Below are 17,198 nucleotides of genomic sequence, written 5' to 3'. Positions count from 1 at the left end.
CCTGGCGGTCCGGGCGTGCCCGGGCCGCAACGGAAGCGTCAGAAGCTCGCGCCGATCGAAAAGACGAAGCCGCTCCGTGCGTAGCTGTTGAGACCGTTGCGTCCCCGATCGGGCAGGTCGTTGCCCGAGTAGGCGAAGCCGATGGTGAGCGGGTCGAAGCCGATGGCCGAGCCCGAGATGTCGACACCGATCAGCCAGTCGAACTTCCTGCGGGTCTGGCCGGTGTTGTCGACGACGACGGAGCCGCGCTCGGAGCCGATCGATCCCTTCACGGTAATGGGCGTCTCCGGGATCTGGAAGGCGGCCGAGCCGAACAGGTAGCGGCTCGAGCCGGCGAGATTGCCCTGGTCCGGCGCCCAGTTGAGGCCGGCGGTCAGCGACAGCGTGCCGATCTGGTAGCCGAGCGAGCCATAGACCTCGAAGAAGTTCACGCCGACGCCACCGGGGTAGAGGTAGGAGTAGAGGCCGACGGTGGTGGACAGCGGCCCGAGGTTGCCCGACCAGCCGCCGAAGACGTCCACTTCGGTGGTGGAGCCGCCGTAGGGCGAGATCGAGGAGGCCCAGGTGCCGATGAAGAGGCCCGAGCTGTGGCTGACCTGGAGCCCCCCCTGGATCGCCCAGTCCCGGTTGGAGAGGGTGACGCCGCGCCAGCGGTAGTCGGACACGAGCGTGACCGAACCCGAAAGCGTGAACGGCTTTTCCGCCTCCGCGTCCTGCGCGCGGACCGGCGGGCTCGCCGCGAGAAGCGTTGCGAGCGCGAAGAGGCCTGAACCCCCGAAGCGATGTCTCTTCATGTTGTTCTCCCAGCGAATCGACAGGTATGCCGCGGGTTCCTGCGCGCCGGGTTTCCCTCGCGGGGCGTGTCCCACCCTCTTGTCTCGCAACATGCCTGCCGATTGTGCGCTGCACAAGCCGGAATGTTCGTCAGGTGGCGCATCCGGCGCCTCGGCCGTCGGCTGTGGCGGTTGAGCCACATTGCCCGCAACTCGTTCCCCCGATGTTCCGCGCGGGCGATTCCCCTCGCCCCCCGACCGGGCTAGGGTTCCCTGGCAATGACCGACCTCTTCGCCGCCCCTGCTCCGGATCCGTCGGGCTACGATGCCCACCAGATCGAAGTGCTCGAAGGTCTCGAGCCGGTGCGGCGGCGGCCAGGCATGTACGTGGGCGGCACGGATGCCCGCGCGCTGCACCATCTCGCCGCCGAGGTGCTCGACAATGCGATGGACGAGGCGGTGGCGGGGCACGCCACTCGGATCGAGGTGGCCCTCGAGTCTGACGGCACGCTCGCCATCAGCGACAATGGCCGGGGCATCCCGGTCGATCCGCACCCGCGCTTTCCCGACCGCTCGGCGCTCGAGGTCATCCTGACGATGCTGCACTCGGGCGGCAAGTTCTCGGGCAAGGCCTACCGCACGGCGGGCGGACTCCATGGCGTCGGCATCTCGGTCGTCAATGCGCTTTCGGAGTCGCTCGAGGTGGAAGTGGCGCGCAACCGCACCCTTTACCGGCAGCGCTACGCCCGCGGCGTGCCCCTGGCCCCGCTCGAGACGGTGGGTCCGGCGCCGGCGCGGCGCGGCACCACCGTCAGGTTCCGTCCCGACCCGCAGATCTTCGGCGAGGGCGCGCGATTCTCGCCCGAGCGCCTGTGGCGCCTCGCGCGGAGCAAGGCCTATCTCTTCGGCGGAGTCGAGATCCGCTGGCGCTGCGCGCCGGGCCTTGCCTCCGAACGGGTGCCCGAGAGCCAGACCTTCCTCTTCCCTGGCGGGCTTGCCGACCATCTCGCCGAAGCGGTGGCCGGCGACGCCACCGTCACCAACCAGCCATTCGCCGGGCGGCTCGCCTTTGCCGACGGGCAGGGTCAGCTCGAGTGGGCGGTGCACTGGACGGTGGCCGGCGAGGGGCAGGCGAGCTGGTACTGCAACACCATCCCAACGCCCGACGGCGGCACGCACGAGGCAGGCTTCCGCGCCGCGGTCACGAAGTCGCTCAAGGCCTTCGCGGGGCTCGTCGGCCAGAAGCGGGCCGCCGAGCTGACCGCCGAGGACGCGCTCGCCGGCGCCATCGTCATGCTCTCCCTCTTCATCCCCGAGCCGCAGTTCCAGTCGCAGACCAAGGATCGCCTCACCTCGCCGGAGGCGGCGCGGCTGGTCGAGGGCGCGATCCGCGACATGCTCGACCACTGGCTTACGCAAGACCAGGAGCGGGGCCGGGCGCTCCTCGCCCACGTGCTCGACCGGATGGAGGAGCGGCTCGCCCGGCGCCAGGCGCGCGACGTTGCCCGCAAGACGGCCGTGCAGCGCCGGGCGCTCAGGCTGCCGGGCAAGCTGACCGACTGCGTCCGCCAGGAAGCGGAGGGCACCGAGCTCTTCATCGTCGAGGGCGACTCGGCGGGCGGCTCGGCCAAGCAGGCGCGCGACCGGCAGACCCAGGCGATCCTCCCCATCCGCGGCAAGATCCTGAACGTCGCCTCGGCGGCGGCCTCCAAGGTGCGCGAGAACCAGGAGCTCGCCGACCTCGCGCTCGCGCTCGGCTGCGGCACCCGCGAGCGCTTCGACCTTGCGGCGCTCCGCTACGAGCGCGTCATCATCATGACCGACGCCGACGTTGATGGCGCGCACATCGCCACGCTCCTCATGACCTTCTTCTTCCGCGAGATGCCGGGCCTCGTCGCTGCCGGCCGCCTGTTCCTCGCCCAGCCGCCGCTGTTCCGCCTGACCGCCGGCAGCGAGAGCGTCTATGCCCGCGACGAGGCCGAGCGGGACCGGCTGCTCGCCACGCGCTTCCGCGGGCGGAAGGTCGAGGTGGGGCGGTTCAAGGGCCTCGGCGAGATGCTGCCCTCCCAGCTGCGCGAGACCACGATGGACCCGGCGCGGCGCACCCTCATCCGCGTGACGCTGCCGTCCACCCACCAGGAGCAGCACGCCGTGCGCGAGCTCGTCGAGCGGCTGATGGGCCGGTTGCCGGAGCACCGCTTCGCCTTCATCCAGGCGCACGCCGCCGCCGTGGACGCCGAGGAGATCGACGCCTGAGACTTAGCCCTTTTCGCGCGCGCCTCGCTCCGGCATGATGCTTGGGATGCGCACCCGTCTCCTTGCCGTGCTCGTCTGCCTTGCGCCCGCCGCGCCGGCGCTCGCGACTGCGCGGCAGGATGCAGCGCTTGCCGCCTACCTGCGCGGCCGGGTGGCAGCGGGCGAGGACGATCTTGCGCGCGCCTCGGCCAACTTCGGCGTCGCGCTGGCGACCGACCGCGAGGTGCCCGAGCTGCGGCTCAACGCCTTCGAGGCGGCGCTGGTCTCGGGCGACCTGCGCACCATGACCCGGCTTGCCGACGAGCTTGCGGCCAATCCGCCCGAGCCCGGCGCGGCCTCCCGCTTCGGGTTCGGCGCGCCGGTCGTGGCGCTTGCCCGCGCAAGCGCCGCAGCGGCCGCGCGGGACTGGCGCGGCTTCGACGCCGCGCGCGCCGGCTTCCGAGACCCGCCGGGGGCGGCCACGCCGGTCATCTCCACCCTGCTCGAGGCGTGGAGCCGGGCGGCGCGCGGCAGGTGGGACGAGGCGCTCGCACCTCTCACCGGTGCCGAGGGGAACCCGCTCGCGCGCTCCTACTTCCTCGAGCATCAGGGCCACATCCTTGCGCTGGCCGGCCGCTACGCGGAGGCGGCGGAGGTCTATGCCCGGATCGTCGCGGCCGAGGGGGCGAGCGTGCCGCGCCTGCGGCTGCAGGCAGCCTCGACCGCGCTCGAGGCTGCGCGCGCGGAGCCTGCGAAGGCGGCTGCCTGGCGGGAGAAGGCCGTGCTGATTCTGGGGGGCGGGCCGCCGGCCGACCCGCTGCTCGCGGACGCCCGCGCGCGGCTTGCCGCCACGCCCGGGCTCGACGGCCGGCGGCTCGGCGGCCTCGTCCAGTCTCCGGGCGAGGGGCTTGCGCTCCTCTTCATGCGGCTTGCAGCCGACGCCAGCCGCGACCGGCCGCAGCCCTCCTCGCTCGCCTTCGCGCGCTTCGCGACCTTCGTCGCCCCGCAGATGGCCGAGACATGGCTGGTGGCCGGAGACATGCTCGGCCGCCACGGCCTCCACGCGCTTGCCATCGCGAGCCTCGACCGGGTGACCGCCGGACCCTATGCCCGCTCGGCGCGGGTCCGCCGGGCCCAGCTTCTCGCGGCTTCCGGAGACCTTGCCGGCGCCCGCGCCCGGCTTGCCGCGCTTGCCGAGGAGCCGGGCGCCGGCTTCGAGGACTGGGTGCGGCTTGCCGAGGTCGAGCGCGAGGCGAAGGACTATCGGGCAGCCGCCGAGAGCCTGTCGCGGGCCATCGCGCGCCTTCCCGACCCTGCCAGCCCCGAGACGGCCTGGGTCTGGTTTCTGCGGGGGGCAACCCTCGAGCAGGCCGGGGACTGGGCGGCCGCCGAGCCCGACCTGCGCCGCGCCGTCGAGCTCCAGGGCGAGAACGCGGTCTTCCTCAACTACCTCGGCTACTCGCTGCTCGACCGCGGGCAGTCGCTCGACGAGGCGGATGCGTTCATCGCCCGCGCCTTCAAGGCGGCGCCCGACAACGGCGCCATCATCGATTCGATGGGCTGGTCGAAGTTCGTCCGCGGGCACTTCGCGGAGGCGGTCGAGCTCCTTGAACAGGCGCGGGCAGCCGAGCCGCACGATCCGACGGTTGCCGACCACCTCGGCGATGCGCTCTGGCGCGTGGGCCGCCGGATCGAGGCGCGGCATGTCTGGACGTCGGCGCTCGCGCTCGAGCCGGACGAGAAGCTCCGCGCGCGCCTCGAGCGAAAGCTCGCCGTCGGCCTCGACCTCGCTGCCGCAGAGGCCGCGTTCGCCCGTCGCTGAGGGCCAGCCATGACCGGACGCGACCCGGCGCTCGCGGAGGCGGCGCCTGCCAAGGTCAACCTCGCGCTCCACGTGCGCGGCCGCCTGGCGGACGGCTACCACGCGCTCGAGACGCTGTTCGCCTTCACCCGCTTCGGCGATACGCTCACGGCCGAGCCTGCCGCGGACTGGGGTCTGCGCGTGGAAGGCGAGATGGCGGGCCTCGCCGGGCCGGAGGAGGAGAACCTGGTGCTCCGCGCCGCCCGGGCCTTCGCGGACGCCACCGGCACCCGCCGCCGCTTCCGCTTTCACCTTGTGAAGCGCGTTCCGGTGGCGGCCGGACTTGGCGGCGGCAGCGCCGATGCAGCGGCAGCGCTGCGCCTGCTCGACCGCGCCTGCGGCACCGGCCTCGGGCCGGCCGGCCTCCTGCCGCTCGCCGCCATGCTCGGCGCCGATGTGCCGGCCTGCCTCCTGAGCGTGACCGCGCGCGGCGAGGGCCGGGGCGAGCGGCTGACACGCGCGCCGTCCATGACCGGCATGCCCATCCTGCTGGTCAATCCGCGCGTGCCGGTGCCGACCGGGCCGGTGTTCCGGGCCTGGGACGGCATCGATCGCGGGCCGCTCGGGAACGATCCGCTCGCCGGGCGCAACGACCTCGAGGCGCCCGCGATCGCGCTCCAGCCGGTGATCGCCGAGGTGCTGGCCTGGCTCCGGACGCTGCCTGGCGCGCGCCTCGTCCGTATGAGCGGCTCGGGCGCCACCTGCTTCGCGCTTGGCGTCACTGCAGCGCGGGTGCCTGCCGGCTGGTGGAGCGTCGCCACCGAGCTCGTGGAGGGCCCGCCGCCCGCAGGCCCCGCCCCGCCCCCCGCCGCCTAGGCGGCAGCGAGCGCGTCCGTCACCCGCGCGGCCGCCTGGAACAGCCGCGCGCGGGCCGCCGGGTCGAGCAGGTCGCCAGCGATACGGTCGGCTGCCGCGCTGTCGGCCTCGGCGGCAGCGAGAAGCAGCCCGAGGAGCACCGATTCGTCCGGCGAGAGCGTGGCTGCGCAGGGCGGGAAGACGAGAAGCGGCTCCGGCCACAGCGAGACGGCGAGGTCCATGAAGGCAGCGAAGGCGGGAACCGCGGGTCCGAGGACGGGGGCGACTGCAGCCCGGGGATTGGCCCTGCGGCAGGCGAGCAGCACCCAGAGCCGGAGCGCGCGGGTGAGGCGGCCCTCGGCGTTGGCGTCGGTGCGGGCCACGGCGGGGGCGAATCGGCTGAGCACGGGGCCATCTCCTTCCTGACCGCATCCATATTGCGAACCGTTCGCAGTATCAAGAGTTGGACGATGCCGCCGCGCGCCGCGTGAGCACCTCGGTGCGATAGTGCCACGCCGTCCGCCCCGAGCGCCCGCCCCGCGCCAGTGCGAACGCCAGCGCATCCACCTCGTCGAGCGCAAGCCCCTCGGCCGCGAGATAGCCCCGGCACATCGCCAGATACTGCTCCTGGCTTGCCGCGTGGAAGCCGAGGACCAGCCCGAACCGGTCGGTGAGCGCGAGCGCGTCGTCCTCGGCGTCGCGCGCGTGGCGGGCGGCCTCGGCCGCCTCGCGCCGGGCGAGGTGGCGGTGGTTGGAGGTGACGGCGAGGCGCACGTGCGGGGGCCGGGCCGCAACGCCGCCGTCCAGCAGCGAGCGAAGCGCCCGCGCCCGCTCGTCGAGGCCGTCGAAGGCGATGTCGTCGACGAAGACCAGGAATGGGCCGCGTGCCGGCGCAAGCCGGGCGAAGAGCGCCGGCAGAGTCGCAAGGGCGCTTGCCGGAGTCTCGACGAGCGCGATGCCGATGTTCGCAGCGAGGCTGCGGACCAGCGCGGACTTGCCCATGCCGCGCGCCCCCCAGAGCAGCATGTCGTGCGCCGGGCCCCCGGCAGCCAGGCTCGCGAGGTTGCGCCGGAGCGCCGCGATCTGCGCCTCCACGCCCACGAACCGCGCCAGCGGGACCGTCGGGGCCGGCGGCACGGCCAAGAGGTGCTGCCCGTCCCAGCGCATGGCGCGCGCCGTCTGCGGGTCGGCCTCGGTCACGGGGGCGGGGGCGAGGCGGTCGAGCGCCGCGGCGATCCGGTGGAGCGCCGCCTCGATCCGGTCGCTCCGGCGGAGCGGCAGGCGCGCGGGCTCCCCCGTCATGCGCCCGGCCCTTTTGAAAAAGCCGTCGGGCGCGTGTAAGGCCCCCGCTTCTTCAGCCATCGAGAGCGCTCCATGTTCGGATCTCCTGCCTTCGCCCAGGCTGCCGCCGGCCCCGCCGGGGGCGCGGGCGCCTTCCTCATCCAGGTGGTGCCCCTCGTCCTCCTGTTCGTGATCTTCTGGTTCCTCATCATCCGCCCGCAGCAGAAGCGTCTCAAGGAACACCGCGAGATGGTGGCGGCGGTCAAGCGCGGCGACGAGGTGGTGACCGGCGGCGGTCTCGTCGGCAAGGTGACGAAGGTGACCGACAGCGAAGTCGAGGTGGAGCTTGCCCCCAACGTCCGCGTGCGCGCGGTGAAGTCCACGCTCACTTCGGTCACGCCGAAGGGGGCGCCGGCTGCCGCCAACGACGCCAAGGCCTGAGCCGCCGATGCTCGACTTCAGCCGCCCGCAGGTGCTCGGCATCCTCGGCGTCATCCTCGCCGGGCTCCTGTTCGCGCTGCCCAACTTCCTGCCCGCCAGCCTCGTGGCCCAGTTCCCCTCCTGGGTGCCGGGCGGCCAGCTCAACCTCGGCCTCGATCTTCGCGGGGGCTCGCACATCCTGCTCGAGGCCGACCCGGCCGACGTGCGCCGCCAGCGCCTCGAGATCCTCGAGGAGACGGTCCGCGCCGAGCTGCGCCAGGCAGACGGCGGCCCGATCCGCGTGACCGACCTTGGCACCCGCGACGGCGCCGTCACCTTCACCGTGCGCGAGCCTGCCGATCTCGACCGCGCGGTCGAGCTCATGCGCGGCCTTGCGCGGCCGGTCGGCGGCCTCACCGGTCAGCGCAGCTTCGACGTCGAGGTGCGCGACGGCACCCGCGTCGTCCTGACCCCCACGGCGGCCGGCCTCGCCGCCGAGACCGACAGCGCCATGGCGCAGGCGGTCGAGGTGATCCGCCGCCGGATCGACGAGCTCGGCACCCGCGAGCCCACCATCCTGCGCCAGGGCGCGAACCGGATCGTGGTGCAGGTGCCCGGCCTTCAGGATCCGGAGCAGCTGAAGGCGCTCATCGGCAAGACCGCGCGGCTCGAGTTCAAGCTGGTGGACACCGAGGCCGACCCGGCGGCGGTGGCAGAGGGCCGGGCGCCGCCGGGCTCGCAGATCCTGCCCTCGGTCGAGGGGCCGCCGGTCGTCGTCAAGCGGCGGCCGATCGTGACGGGCGACCAGCTCGTCGATGCGCAGCCAAGCTTTCAGGATGGCCTGCCGGTTGTCTCCTTCCGTTTCGATGCCACCGGCGGCCGGCGGTTCGGGCGCGCAACGCAGGAGAATGTGGGCAAGCCCTTTGCCATCATCCTCGACAACCAGGTGATCTCGGCGCCGCGCATCAACGAGCCCATCCTCGGCGGCTCGGGGATCATCCAGGGCAACTTCACCACCGAGAGCGCGAACGACCTCGCCATCCTGCTCCGCTCGGGCAAGCTTCCGGTCGAGCTCAAGGTCATCGAGGAGCGCACCGTCGGCCCCGACCTCGGCGCCGACTCGATCCGCGCCGGCGCGCTTGCGAGCATCCTCGCCGTCGTCCTCGTCGCGGCCTTCATGATCGCGACCTACGGGCGGTTCGGGGTCTATTCGGTCATCGCCCTCGTCCTGAACGGCCTTCTCATCCTCGGCATCATGTCGGGTCTTGGCGCCACCCTCACGCTGCCTGGGATCGCCGGCTTCGTGCTGACCATCGGCGCGGCGGTCGATGCCAACGTCCTCATCAACGAGCGCATCCGCGAGGAGCTGCGCAAGGGCCGGAAGGTGGTGACGGCGATCGAGACGGGCTACCGCGAGGCGTTCCGCGCCATCATGGACGCCAACGTCACCAACGTGATCGCCGCCGTGCTCCTCTTCTGGTTCGGCTCAGGCCCGGTCAAGGGCTTCGCCGTCGTGCTCACCATCGGCATCGTGACGTCGGTGTTCACGGCCGTCACCGTCACCCGCCTCATGGTCGCGCGCTGGGTCCGGGCCGCCCGGCCGGCCGCGCTTGCCCTCTAGGACCTTCCCGATGCGCCTCCTGAAGCTCGTGCCAGACGGCACCAACATCCCCTTCCTGCGCTACCGCAACGTCGGTTTCGCGCTCGCGATCCTGTTGACCGTGGGTGCCATCCTGCTGGTCGCGTTCCGCGGCCTCAACTTCGGCGTGGACTTCGCCGGCGGGCTCATGATCGAGGCGCGCTTCGAGGAGCCGGTGCCCCTCGACCGGCTGCGCGCGCAGGTCAATGCCATGGGGGCCGGGCAGGGCAACCTCCAGGCCTTCGGCGACCCGCGCACCGTCGCCATCCGCCTGCCGCTGCCTCCGGGCGACGACGAGGCGGTGCAGAAGGTGGTGGCGGACGTGCAGGCGAAGCTCCGCGCCGCCTACCCAGGCGTCGAGTTCCGCCGGGTCGAGACGGTCTCGGGCAAGGTCTCGGGCGAGCTCATCCGCCAGGCGGCGCTTGCCGTCCTCTTCGCGATGCTCGGGATCTCGGTCTACATCTGGTTCCGCTTCGAGTGGCAGTTCGGCGTGGGGGCGCTCGTCGCCCTCGTCCACGACGTGGCCGTCACCCTCGGTCTCTTCGCCCTCTTCCAGTGGGAGTTCAACCTGCCCATCATCGCCGCGGTGCTGACGATCGTCGGCTATTCGCTCAACGACACCATCGTCGTCTACGACCGGATCCGCGAGAATTTGCGGAAATACCGCAAGATGGACATGATCCCGCTGCTTGACCTCTCGCTCAACGAAACGCTCGCCCGCACCGTGGTGACCTCGCTCACCATGCTGATCGCGCTTGCCACCCTCGTCGTCTTCGGCGGGGAGGTGCTGTTCGGCTTTGCGATCGCGATGCTGATCGGCGTGGTGGTGGGCACCTTCTCGTCGATCTACATCGGTGCGCCGATCCTGCTGTGGCTGGGCGTGGGCCCGCACAGCTTCGTGCCCGCTGCAGCCCCCGGCGCCCGGGCGGAGCGCGTCGGCTGACCTGCCCGCGAGGGCTCCCTCGGGGAGCCCTCAGGGTGTCAGAGGCAGCAGGACGCGAGGTAGTTGACGGTTGCCTGCGCGGCCGAGCCGAGCAGGACGGCGCCGACAAGGAAGACAAGCCTGACCATGGGGCGAACATGGGGCAGGCGAGGGAAGGTTGCAAGACCTGCGCGTCCGCCATCCCGCCAGCACGCGTCCATGGCCTGCCCGGAGCCCGACCGGCTCGGCTGACCGCGCGCGGCGGCCCCTGCCGGGCCCTCCTGACACCTTCCGCGGCCCGGCGCATCCCCGGCCGGACGCACCGCGCCGCCAGCGTCGGACCCCCGTACTTCCCCTGCCTCCTACCCCAGGCGGTGCCTAGGCAGGGGGCGGGGCTACTCCGCGGCGAGCGCCACCGGCTCCTGCCCCAGGAGCCGCGCGCGCGCCTCGGCATATTCGCGCGCCAGCCGGTCGACGAGCTCGCCGGCAGGCACCACGGCCTTGACCGCGCCGATGCCCTGGCCGCAGCCCCAGATGTCCTTCCACGCCTTCGCCTCGGTGTTCCCGCCGCTGCCGAAGTTCATGGTGGAGATGTCGCCACGCGGCAGGTTGTCGGGGTCGAGCCCGGCGTTCCTGATGGAGGGCTTGAGGTAGTTGCCCCACACCCCGGTGAAGAGGTCGGAGTAGACGATGTCCTCGGCGCGGCAGTCGACGATCATCTCCTTGTAGCGCTCGTCGGCGCGCGCCTCCTTCGTCGCGATGAAGGCCGAGCCGATGTAGCCGAAGTCCGCGCCCATCGCCTCGGCCGCGAGCACCGCCGCGCCGGTCGCGATCGCGCCCGAGAGCGCGACCGGGCCGTCGAACCATTCGCGGATCTCCTGGACGAGCGCGAAGGGGGAGAGCGTGCCGGCATGGCCGCCCGCGCCCGCCGCCACGGGGATGAGGCCGTCGGCGCCCTTCTCGATGGCCTTCCGCGCGAAACGATCGTTGATGACGTCGTGGAGCACCACGCCGCCATAGGAGTGGATGGCCGCGTTCACGTCCTCCCGCGCGCCGAGCGAGGTAATGATGACCGGCACCCGGTACTTCACGCAGAGCTCGAGGTCGGCGAGAAGCCGGTCGTTCGACTTGTGGACGATGAGGTTGACGGCGTAGGGCGCGTCGGCCTCGGTCAGCTCGGTCGACAGGCGCTCGAGCCATTCCTCGAACTGCGGCAGCGGGCGGGCGTTGAGCGAGGGGAAGGACCCGATGATGCCCGCCCGGCACTGGGCGATGACGAGGTCGGGGTTGGAGATGATGAAGAGCGGCGCGCCAATCACCGGAATGCGCAGTCGCGCCTTGAGCTTCGCCGTCGTCGGGTGGGTCATGCCGCCTCTCCCAGTGCCTTCAGGGGAACGGACGGGTCGGCGAGCCGCTCGGGCGGAACCGAAACGCTCCGCTCGACGAGCCCGCGCCCGCCCATATAGTCTCGGGGCGCGTTGATGCAGTCGAGGGCGATGACTGCGCCAGCCCTCAGATAGACGAGGGACCAGCTGCCCGAGGCCGGGTCGCCGCGCACCACCCGGGCATCCGCGCCTGCGGAGAGCCCCACGGTCTGGAGCTTCGCGTCATACTGGTTCGACCAGAACCAGGGCAGCGCCCGGTAGGGCGGGGCACCGTCGCCGCCGAGGATCTCGGCGGCCGCGCACTTCGCCATGTCGGAGGCGTTCTGGACCGACTCGAGCCGGACCTCGGCGCCGCCGGCGAAGGGATTGGGGTGGAGCGCGCAGTCGCCGATGGCGGAGATGCCGGGCAGCGACGTCCGGCAGCGGGAGTCGACGCGCACGCCGTTCGGGCAGTCGGCGCCGGCCGCGCGCAGGGCTTCCACCTCGGGGACGAGGCCGATGCCCGCAATCACGAGATCGGCTGCGAGCCGCTCGCCGCCGTCCAGCCGGACCGCCGCGGGCCGCTCGTCGCCTTCGATCGCGACCACCCCGGTGCCGAGCCGCACGTCCACGCCGTGGCTGCGGTGGAGCGCGAGATACCAGTCGGAGACCTCGGGGCCTGCCACGCGCGCAAGCAGGCGCGGCAGCGCCTCGACCACCGTGACCGCATGGCCCAGCTTCGCCAGCACCGCGGCGGCCTCGAGGCCGATGTAGCCGCCGCCGACGATGACGATGCGCGGGGCGTCGGCAAGCGCTGCGCGCAGGGCATCGACATCCGCCCGGGTGCGGATGACGTGGGCGAGCGGGCCGCCCGGGCAGGCGAGGCGCCGGGCCTGCCCTCCGGCCGCCCAGATCAGCCGGTCGTAGCCGAAGTCCTCGCCCGAGGTGGCCGTCGCCCGCCGGTTGCGGACGTCGATGGCGCCGATGGTGACACCGGTGCGCAGCGTCACCCCCCGGTCTTCCCAGAAGGCCGGCGGGCGCAGCAGCAGCCGGTCTGCCGCCTTCTCGCCGGCCAGATACTCCTTGGAGAGCGGCGGGCGCTCGTAGGGCGGGTCGGGCTCGGCGCCGACCAGCGTCACCGGGCCGGTGAAGCCGCGCTGGCGCAGCGCGATCGCTGCCGAGGCGCCCGCCTGCCCTGCACCGACGATGAGCACGCCTGCCATGCACGCTCACTCGTCGGCGTAGATGTGGACGACCGGCGCCGACCGGGAGGTAACGGCGGCGCGGTACATGCCGGGCGCGTTCATGGCGAACACCACCTCGCCGTTCGCGTCCACGACGATGACGCCGCCGTCGCCCCCGAGGCTGCCGATGTCGGCAATCACGGCGTTGGCCGCGGCCTCAGCACTCTGGCCGCCGAAGCGGATGCGGTCACAGATCTGGCCGGCGGCCCGCGCGCGGATGAAGATCTCGCCCGAACCCGTGGCGGAGACGGCGCAGGCGCCGTTCTCGGCGACGGTGCCGGCGCCGATGATGGGCGAATCGCCGATGCGCCCCGGTGCCTTGCCGGTGAGCCCCCCGGTCGAGGTGGCGGCCGCCAGGTTTCCGGCCTGGTCGCGGGCGACCGCGCCCACGGTGCCGAAGCGGAGGGTGAGGTCGAACGCGGCGCTAGCTCCCCCTTTCTGAATCTCCTCCAGCATCCGCCGCCGCGCTGGGGTGATGAAGTGGCCATTCTCCACCTGCGGCAGGCCGTGAGCGCGGGCGAAGGCGTCGGCCGCCGCGCCTGCCAGGAACACGTGCGGGCCGGTCTCCATGAGCTTCCGCGCCAGCCGGACCGGGCTTTCGGTCGTCATGACGCCGGTCACGGCGGCGGCCCGGCGCGTTGCGCCGTCCATGATGGCGGCGTCGAGCTCGGTCGTGCCGGCGCTCGTCAGGGCCGCGCCCACGCCGGCGTTGAACTGGGGCGCGGCCTCGAGCGCGACCACCACGGCCTCGACGGCATCGACCGCCGTGCCTCCGGAGGCGAGGATGGCGCGGCCGCGCTCGAGCGCCCGGCCGAGCGCCTGCCGGATGGCCTCCTCCTCGCCGGGGGCGAACCGGCCCCGCTCGATCACGCCCGCCCCGCCGTGGAGCGCGAGCGCCCACTCGCCGGCCCTGGCCGGCATCAGCGCGACCAGTGCCGCGACTGCCGCGACGAGCGTTCTCGCCATTCTCCCTCCCTTCCGCTCATGCGGGCCGGCTAGGCCGACCGGCGCCGGCGCGCAACCGTTGACCGCGCCCTCCTTGCGCACTATCGGCCACTGCCTCGCGGCGGGGTAGCTCAGCTGGTGAGAGCGCAGGATTCATAACCCTGAGGTCGCGGGTTCAAGTCCCGCCCCCGCTACCACCCGCGCCACCGACAGGACCGCCGCCGCTACCCTCCTGCCCTCTGCACCCAGGCGGCGACGTCAGCGGCGACCAGATTAGCGGCCGCGTTGAGCGCGCGGCTCACCTCTCCCGGCTCGACCGCGGTCACCCGTGCGTCGCGCTCGAACCGCCGCTGGCGAAGGCCATCGGGACCGACAAGCGTCGCGTCGTAGCGGACGCGGACCCGCGGGCTCCCGCCGCGGACGTCGACGTCGAACAGGGCAAGCTCGCCGCCGAGCAGACGCGGCGCCGCCCGCCCCGTCACCCGCCGGTCGACGACGGCGACGCCGGCGCCGGCCAGCGTGTCGGCCAGCAGCCGCACGAACAGGCGCGCCGGCGGCTCGGCCCACTGGGCGGCCTTCAGATACTGCACCTCGGTCTCGGAGACCTGCACCGGAATGCGGGTTGTCTGAAGACTCGCAGGCGCACTGGCACCGAGAAGGGTGAGCGCCTCTCCCATGGCGACGGGGGCGAGGCCGGCCGGGCTTGCCGCCGGACCCGTGGCCGAGAGGGTGAGAAGGGCCGCCGGCGGCGGCGCGGGCGCGCCCACCTGGACGAGCGGGCCGCAGCCGGCGAGCAGCAGCAGGGGCAGGAGGTGGCGCATCACGGGCCCTTCGGCTGGTAGTCGGGAAGCGGCCGCCCGGCGAGGAAGCTCTGCGGGTCGCCTGCAGCGCGGTCGGCCAGCGCGTCGAGGCTGGCAGCGGTTCCCCGGAGCTCGGCCAGCAGCCGGTTGAGCTCGGGCACGGTGTCGGAGGCAAGCGTCGCCACGCCCGGCTCGGCTGCGGCAAGCACGCGGTCGAGCCGCGCGGCGGCGGCGTTGGTGGCGCGGGCGGCATTCCGGAGCTCGGCCAGCGCGGCCTGGCCGTCGGCCGAGACGAGCTTCGCGGTCGCGTCCGAAAGGGCTGCGACGCGCTCCGCTGCGAGGCCGGCAGAGCGCAGGCTGTTCCGCGCCTCCTCGAGCGTCGCCCCGAGCCGGGGGGCCTCCTTCGCCACTTCGGTCGAGGTGCGGTCGAGGTTCTCGAGGATGCGGGCGAAGTTCTCGCGGTTCTCGTCGGAGAGCACCTCGTTGAGGCGCGCCACCAGCACCGAGGCCCGCTCGACGACTTCGGGCGCGGTCTCGAGGATCTGGCCGAAGCCGGAGGGGCGCGTCGGGATGACGGGCACGCCGAACGGCCCGGGCTGGGTGATGGGCGGGGCGCCGCGGATGGCGCCCTGGAGCTGGATGACCGAGACGCCGGTGAAGCCCGAGGCCTGGAGCACGGCCGTGGTGCCCTCGAGGACCGGGACATCCTCGCCGACCGAGATGCGCACGCGGATGAACTCGGGGCTCTCGGGCATGAGGGCGATCCGCTCCACCTGGCCGACGGGAACGCCCGAGAAGGAGACGGTGGAGCCGACCGAGAGGCCGGCGACCGACTGGCGGAAGAAGAGGTCGTACTGGCGCTGGCCGCCGGTCGAGTAGTTGGAAAGCCAGAGGATGAAGGCGAACAGCGCCACGACGAGCGCGAGCGTGACCGCCCCGACGATGACGGTCGAACGCTCCGTTTCCACCTCAGCTCCCCCTCGCGCCTGCGTGCGCCAGCCGGGCGCCTGCCGCTGCCCGCCCGCGCGGCCCCAGGAAATAGTCCCGGATCCACGGATGGTCGAGCCGGGTCAGCTCGGCCACCGTGCCGGTGGCGAGCACCCGCTTCTCGGCAATGACCGCGACCCGGTCGCAGATCCGCATCAGGGTGTCGAGGTCGTGCGTGATCAGGAAGATCGTAAGCCGCATCGTGTCCCTGAGCGTCGCGATGAGCTCGTCGAAGGCGGCGGCACCCGGCGGATCGAGCCCGGCCGTCGGCTCATCGAGGAACAGGAGCGCCGGGTCCATCGCCAGCGCCCGGGCGAGCGCCGCGCGCTTGCGCATGCCGCCCGATAGCTGGGCCGGATACTTGGCGCCCGCTTCGCCGGGAAGCCCCACCATGGCGATCTTGTAGGCGGCGATCTCGTCCATGAGCGTCTCCGAGAGCGCGAGATGCTCCCGAAGCGGCACCTGGACATTCTCGGCAACGGTGAGGCCGGAGAAGAGCGCGCCCGCCTGGAACAGCACGCCCCAGCGCCGCGAGACGGCGAGGAGGTCGCGAGACGGGTCCGTCATCTCCTCGCCGAACACGGTGATGTGGCCGGCCACGGGCGTCTGCAGGCCGATGATGGAGCGCATGAGAACCGACTTGCCCGAGCCCGAGCCGCCGACGACCCCGAGGATCTCGCCCTCCATCACATCGAGGTCGAGCCCGTCGTGGACGAGCTGCGACCCGAACCGGTTGACGAGCCCGCGCACCGAGATGACCGGCGCGGCGCCGGGCGTGGCAGCCGGGGACGGCGCTTCGGCCATGGCTCAGACGAACCCGATCGCGGTGAAGAAGACCGCGAAGAAGGCGTCGAGCACGATCACGAGAAAGATGGACTGCACCACTGCCATCGTGGTGCGCTGGCCGACCGATTCCGCCGTACCCACCACCTGCATGCCCTGGAAGCAGCCGGTCATGGCGATGACCGCGCCGAAGAATGGCGCCTTGGCCATGCCGATCCAGAAGTCGGACATGGGCACCACCTCGCGGATGCGCTGGACATAGCTTGCCGGCGGGATGTCGAGCACGGTCCAGCAGAGAAGCCCGCCGCCGATGATGGCGAGAATCGAGGCGTAGAAGCCGATGAGCGGCATGATGACGGTGAGGGCGACGACCCGCGGGACCACGAGGACCTCGACGGGATCGAGGCCGATGGTCCGCATCGCGTCCACCTCCTCGTTGAGCTTCATGGTCCCGATCTGCGCGGCGAACGCAGAGGCCGAGCGGCCGGCGACCATGATGGCGGTGAGCAGGATGCCAAGCTCGCGGAACGTCGCCCGGCCGATGAGGTTGATGGTGTAGATCTGGGCGCCGAACTGCTCGAGCTGCACGGCCCCCTGCTGGGCGATGACGATGCCGATGAGGAAGCTCATCAGCCCGACGATCCCGAGCGCGTCGATGCCGGTCTCCTCCATCTGCCGCGAGACCGCGTGCCAGCGGATCCCGCGTTTCGAGACGGCGGTCCGGACCGTGACCAGAAGGACGGTGCCGACGAACCCGAGGCCGGCGCCCATGGTGCTCGCGGCGGCGATGACGGCCGCACCCGCCTTCTCGAGCTCGCGCAGCCAGGCCGGCCGCGTGTCGGGGCGGATGCTGCACGGCTGGTCAGCCTCGGCCACTTCGGCGAGCAGCCGGCGGGCATCGGCACTGGCGCCCGTCACCCGGCTGCCGGGACGGTCGCGCAGGGCCCGGTGGACGAGCCAGGCGCCGACGGTGTCGAGGCGGGTCACCGCGGCGAGGTCGATCTCGAGCGCGCCTTCCGGCTCCTCTGCGAGCAGGCGTTCGAGGCCGGCGGCCCGGTCGATCGTGAGTGCGCCCGCGAGCACCACGCGCCGCGGCTCGCTCCGCGTGCCGTCGCCGGCGTCGGCCTGCTGCGTTGCCATGGCGTTCGC

General features: G+C 72.6%; 16 protein-coding genes and 1 tRNA gene. 7 read left to right on the top strand and 10 right to left on the bottom strand.

What is annotated here, in order from left to right; all coding sequences use genetic code 11:
- Positions 1–38: 38 nt before the first annotated feature.
- A complete protein-coding gene (locus H3H34_RS05630) occupies positions 39–794 on the bottom strand; it encodes a TorF family putative porin (protein WP_194744307.1) in 756 nt (251 codons plus the stop codon).
- A gap of 258 nt (positions 795–1,052) precedes the next feature.
- Between H3H34_RS05630 and parE the strand changes: the two genes are divergently transcribed.
- From parE to H3H34_RS05615, 3 genes are read left to right on the top strand one after another with little or no spacing between them, the layout of a single operon-like run.
- The gene (gene parE / locus H3H34_RS05625; protein ID WP_194744306.1) at positions 1,053–3,029 is read left to right on the top strand and encodes a DNA topoisomerase IV subunit B; all 1,977 of its coding nucleotides are present in this window, start codon (positions 1,053–1,055) and stop codon (positions 3,027–3,029) included.
- Positions 3,030–3,075: 46 nt separating this feature from the next.
- Complete coding sequence (locus H3H34_RS05620; protein WP_194744305.1) at positions 3,076–4,830, top strand: tetratricopeptide repeat protein; 1,755 nt, start codon at positions 3,076–3,078, stop codon at positions 4,828–4,830.
- Positions 4,831–4,839: 9 nt separating this feature from the next.
- Positions 4,840–5,685 (top strand): 4-(cytidine 5'-diphospho)-2-C-methyl-D-erythritol kinase, encoded by an 846-nt coding sequence (locus tag H3H34_RS05615; protein WP_194744304.1) that lies wholly within the window; start codon positions 4,840–4,842, stop codon positions 5,683–5,685.
- On the opposite strand, the gene H3H34_RS05610 is transcribed toward H3H34_RS05615, so the two are convergent.
- Together H3H34_RS05610 and H3H34_RS05605 are read right to left on the bottom strand one after the other, a co-directional pair.
- A complete protein-coding gene (locus tag H3H34_RS05610; RefSeq protein WP_194744303.1) occupies positions 5,682–6,071 on the bottom strand; it encodes a hypothetical protein in 390 nt (129 codons plus the stop codon). The two genes, H3H34_RS05615 and H3H34_RS05610, sit on opposite strands and share 4 nt — an antisense overlap.
- Positions 6,072–6,120: 49 nt before the next feature.
- Entirely contained in the window at positions 6,121–6,966 is an 846-nt protein-coding gene (locus H3H34_RS05605) for a DUF815 domain-containing protein (protein WP_194744302.1), read from the bottom strand.
- Between the two features lie 72 nt (positions 6,967–7,038).
- Here H3H34_RS05605 and yajC point away from each other — a divergent pair, with 72 nt between their 5' ends.
- The 3 genes from yajC to secF are packed head-to-tail and all read left to right on the top strand — an operon-like array spanning position 7,039 to position 9,947.
- Positions 7,039–7,386, top strand: a complete 348-nt coding sequence (gene yajC / locus H3H34_RS05600; RefSeq protein WP_194744301.1) for a preprotein translocase subunit YajC — start codon at positions 7,039–7,041, stop codon at positions 7,384–7,386.
- A 7-nt stretch (positions 7,387–7,393) separates the two neighbouring features.
- Positions 7,394–8,986, top strand: coding sequence for a protein translocase subunit SecD (secD, locus tag H3H34_RS05595; protein WP_194744300.1), 1,593 nt, complete (start codon positions 7,394–7,396; stop codon positions 8,984–8,986).
- A gap of 10 nt (positions 8,987–8,996) precedes the next feature.
- Positions 8,997–9,947 carry a protein translocase subunit SecF gene (gene secF / locus H3H34_RS05590; RefSeq protein ID WP_194744299.1) on the top strand — a complete coding sequence of 317 codons (951 nt, stop codon included), beginning with the start codon at positions 8,997–8,999 and terminating at the stop codon, positions 9,945–9,947.
- Between the two features lie 374 nt (positions 9,948–10,321).
- Here the strand turns inward: secF and H3H34_RS05585 are convergent, their stop codons facing one another.
- The 3 genes from H3H34_RS05585 to H3H34_RS05575 are packed head-to-tail and all read right to left on the bottom strand — an operon-like array spanning position 10,322 to position 13,500.
- The gene (locus H3H34_RS05585) at positions 10,322–11,293 is read right to left on the bottom strand and encodes an NAD(P)H-dependent flavin oxidoreductase (protein WP_194744298.1); all 972 of its coding nucleotides are present in this window, start codon (positions 11,291–11,293) and stop codon (positions 10,322–10,324) included.
- Positions 11,290–12,513 (bottom strand): NAD(P)/FAD-dependent oxidoreductase, encoded by a 1,224-nt coding sequence (locus H3H34_RS05580; protein ID WP_194744297.1) that lies wholly within the window; start codon positions 12,511–12,513, stop codon positions 11,290–11,292. The genes H3H34_RS05585 and H3H34_RS05580 overlap by 4 nt, the downstream gene beginning before the upstream one ends.
- Before the next feature lie 6 nt (positions 12,514–12,519).
- Positions 12,520–13,500 carry an isoaspartyl peptidase/L-asparaginase family protein gene (locus H3H34_RS05575; protein ID WP_194744296.1) on the bottom strand — a complete coding sequence of 327 codons (981 nt, stop codon included), beginning with the start codon at positions 13,498–13,500 and terminating at the stop codon, positions 12,520–12,522.
- A 99-nt stretch (positions 13,501–13,599) separates the two neighbouring features.
- Here H3H34_RS05575 and H3H34_RS05570 point away from each other — a divergent pair.
- Positions 13,600–13,676, top strand: a tRNA-Met gene (locus tag H3H34_RS05570).
- A 27-nt stretch (positions 13,677–13,703) separates the two neighbouring features.
- On the opposite strand, the gene H3H34_RS05565 is transcribed toward H3H34_RS05570, so the two are convergent.
- From H3H34_RS05565 to H3H34_RS05550, 4 genes are read right to left on the bottom strand one after another with little or no spacing between them, the layout of a single operon-like run.
- The gene (locus H3H34_RS05565) at positions 13,704–14,300 is read right to left on the bottom strand and encodes an ABC-type transport auxiliary lipoprotein family protein (RefSeq protein WP_194744295.1); all 597 of its coding nucleotides are present in this window, start codon (positions 14,298–14,300) and stop codon (positions 13,704–13,706) included.
- Positions 14,300–15,247, bottom strand: a complete 948-nt coding sequence (locus tag H3H34_RS05560; RefSeq protein ID WP_194744294.1) for an MlaD family protein — start codon at positions 15,245–15,247, stop codon at positions 14,300–14,302. The genes H3H34_RS05565 and H3H34_RS05560 overlap by 1 nt, the downstream gene beginning before the upstream one ends.
- Before the next feature lies 1 nt (position 15,248).
- Complete coding sequence (locus tag H3H34_RS05555; protein WP_194744293.1) at positions 15,249–16,070, bottom strand: ABC transporter ATP-binding protein; 822 nt, start codon at positions 16,068–16,070, stop codon at positions 15,249–15,251.
- Positions 16,071–16,073: 3 nt separating this feature from the next.
- Positions 16,074–17,189, bottom strand: a complete 1,116-nt coding sequence (locus tag H3H34_RS05550) for an ABC transporter permease (RefSeq protein WP_194744292.1) — start codon at positions 17,187–17,189, stop codon at positions 16,074–16,076.
- Positions 17,190–17,198: the final 9 nt, after the last annotated feature.

This window comes from Thermaurantiacus tibetensis (genome assembly GCF_015354055.1).
Classification (GTDB): Bacteria; Pseudomonadota; Alphaproteobacteria; order Sphingomonadales; family Sphingomonadaceae; genus Thermaurantiacus; species Thermaurantiacus tibetensis.
The sequence above is the reverse complement of the archived record's forward strand: the minus strand, read 5'-3'. Positions and strand labels throughout refer to the sequence as shown.

Bases quoted from the DNA above. Each gene is read 5' to 3' on its own strand.
- H3H34_RS05615 (WP_194744304.1), top strand. From the start codon at position 4,840: ATGACCGGACGCGACCCGGCGCTCGCGGAGGCGGCGCCTGCCAAGGTC.
- H3H34_RS05575 (WP_194744296.1), bottom strand. From the start codon at position 13,500: ATGGCGAGAACGCTCGTCGCGGCAGTCGCGGCACTGGTCGCGCTGATG.
- H3H34_RS05550 (WP_194744292.1), bottom strand. From the start codon at position 17,189: ATGGCAACGCAGCAGGCCGACGCCGGCGACGGCACGCGGAGCGAGCCG.
- H3H34_RS05555 (WP_194744293.1), bottom strand. From the start codon at position 16,070: ATGGCCGAAGCGCCGTCCCCGGCTGCCACGCCCGGCGCCGCGCCGGTC.
- H3H34_RS05620 (WP_194744305.1), top strand. From the start codon at position 3,076: ATGCGCACCCGTCTCCTTGCCGTGCTCGTCTGCCTTGCGCCCGCCGCG.
- H3H34_RS05630 (WP_194744307.1), bottom strand. From the start codon at position 794: ATGAAGAGACATCGCTTCGGGGGTTCAGGCCTCTTCGCGCTCGCAACG.
- H3H34_RS05565 (WP_194744295.1), bottom strand. From the start codon at position 14,300: ATGCGCCACCTCCTGCCCCTGCTGCTGCTCGCCGGCTGCGGCCCGCTC.
- yajC (WP_194744301.1), top strand. From the start codon at position 7,039: ATGTTCGGATCTCCTGCCTTCGCCCAGGCTGCCGCCGGCCCCGCCGGG.
- H3H34_RS05580 (WP_194744297.1), bottom strand. From the start codon at position 12,513: ATGGCAGGCGTGCTCATCGTCGGTGCAGGGCAGGCGGGCGCCTCGGCA.
- H3H34_RS05585 (WP_194744298.1), bottom strand. From the start codon at position 11,293: ATGACCCACCCGACGACGGCGAAGCTCAAGGCGCGACTGCGCATTCCG.
- parE (WP_194744306.1), top strand. From the start codon at position 1,053: ATGACCGACCTCTTCGCCGCCCCTGCTCCGGATCCGTCGGGCTACGAT.
- secD (WP_194744300.1), top strand. From the start codon at position 7,394: ATGCTCGACTTCAGCCGCCCGCAGGTGCTCGGCATCCTCGGCGTCATC.
- H3H34_RS05605 (WP_194744302.1), bottom strand. From the start codon at position 6,966: ATGACGGGGGAGCCCGCGCGCCTGCCGCTCCGCCGGAGCGACCGGATC.
- secF (WP_194744299.1), top strand. From the start codon at position 8,997: ATGCGCCTCCTGAAGCTCGTGCCAGACGGCACCAACATCCCCTTCCTG.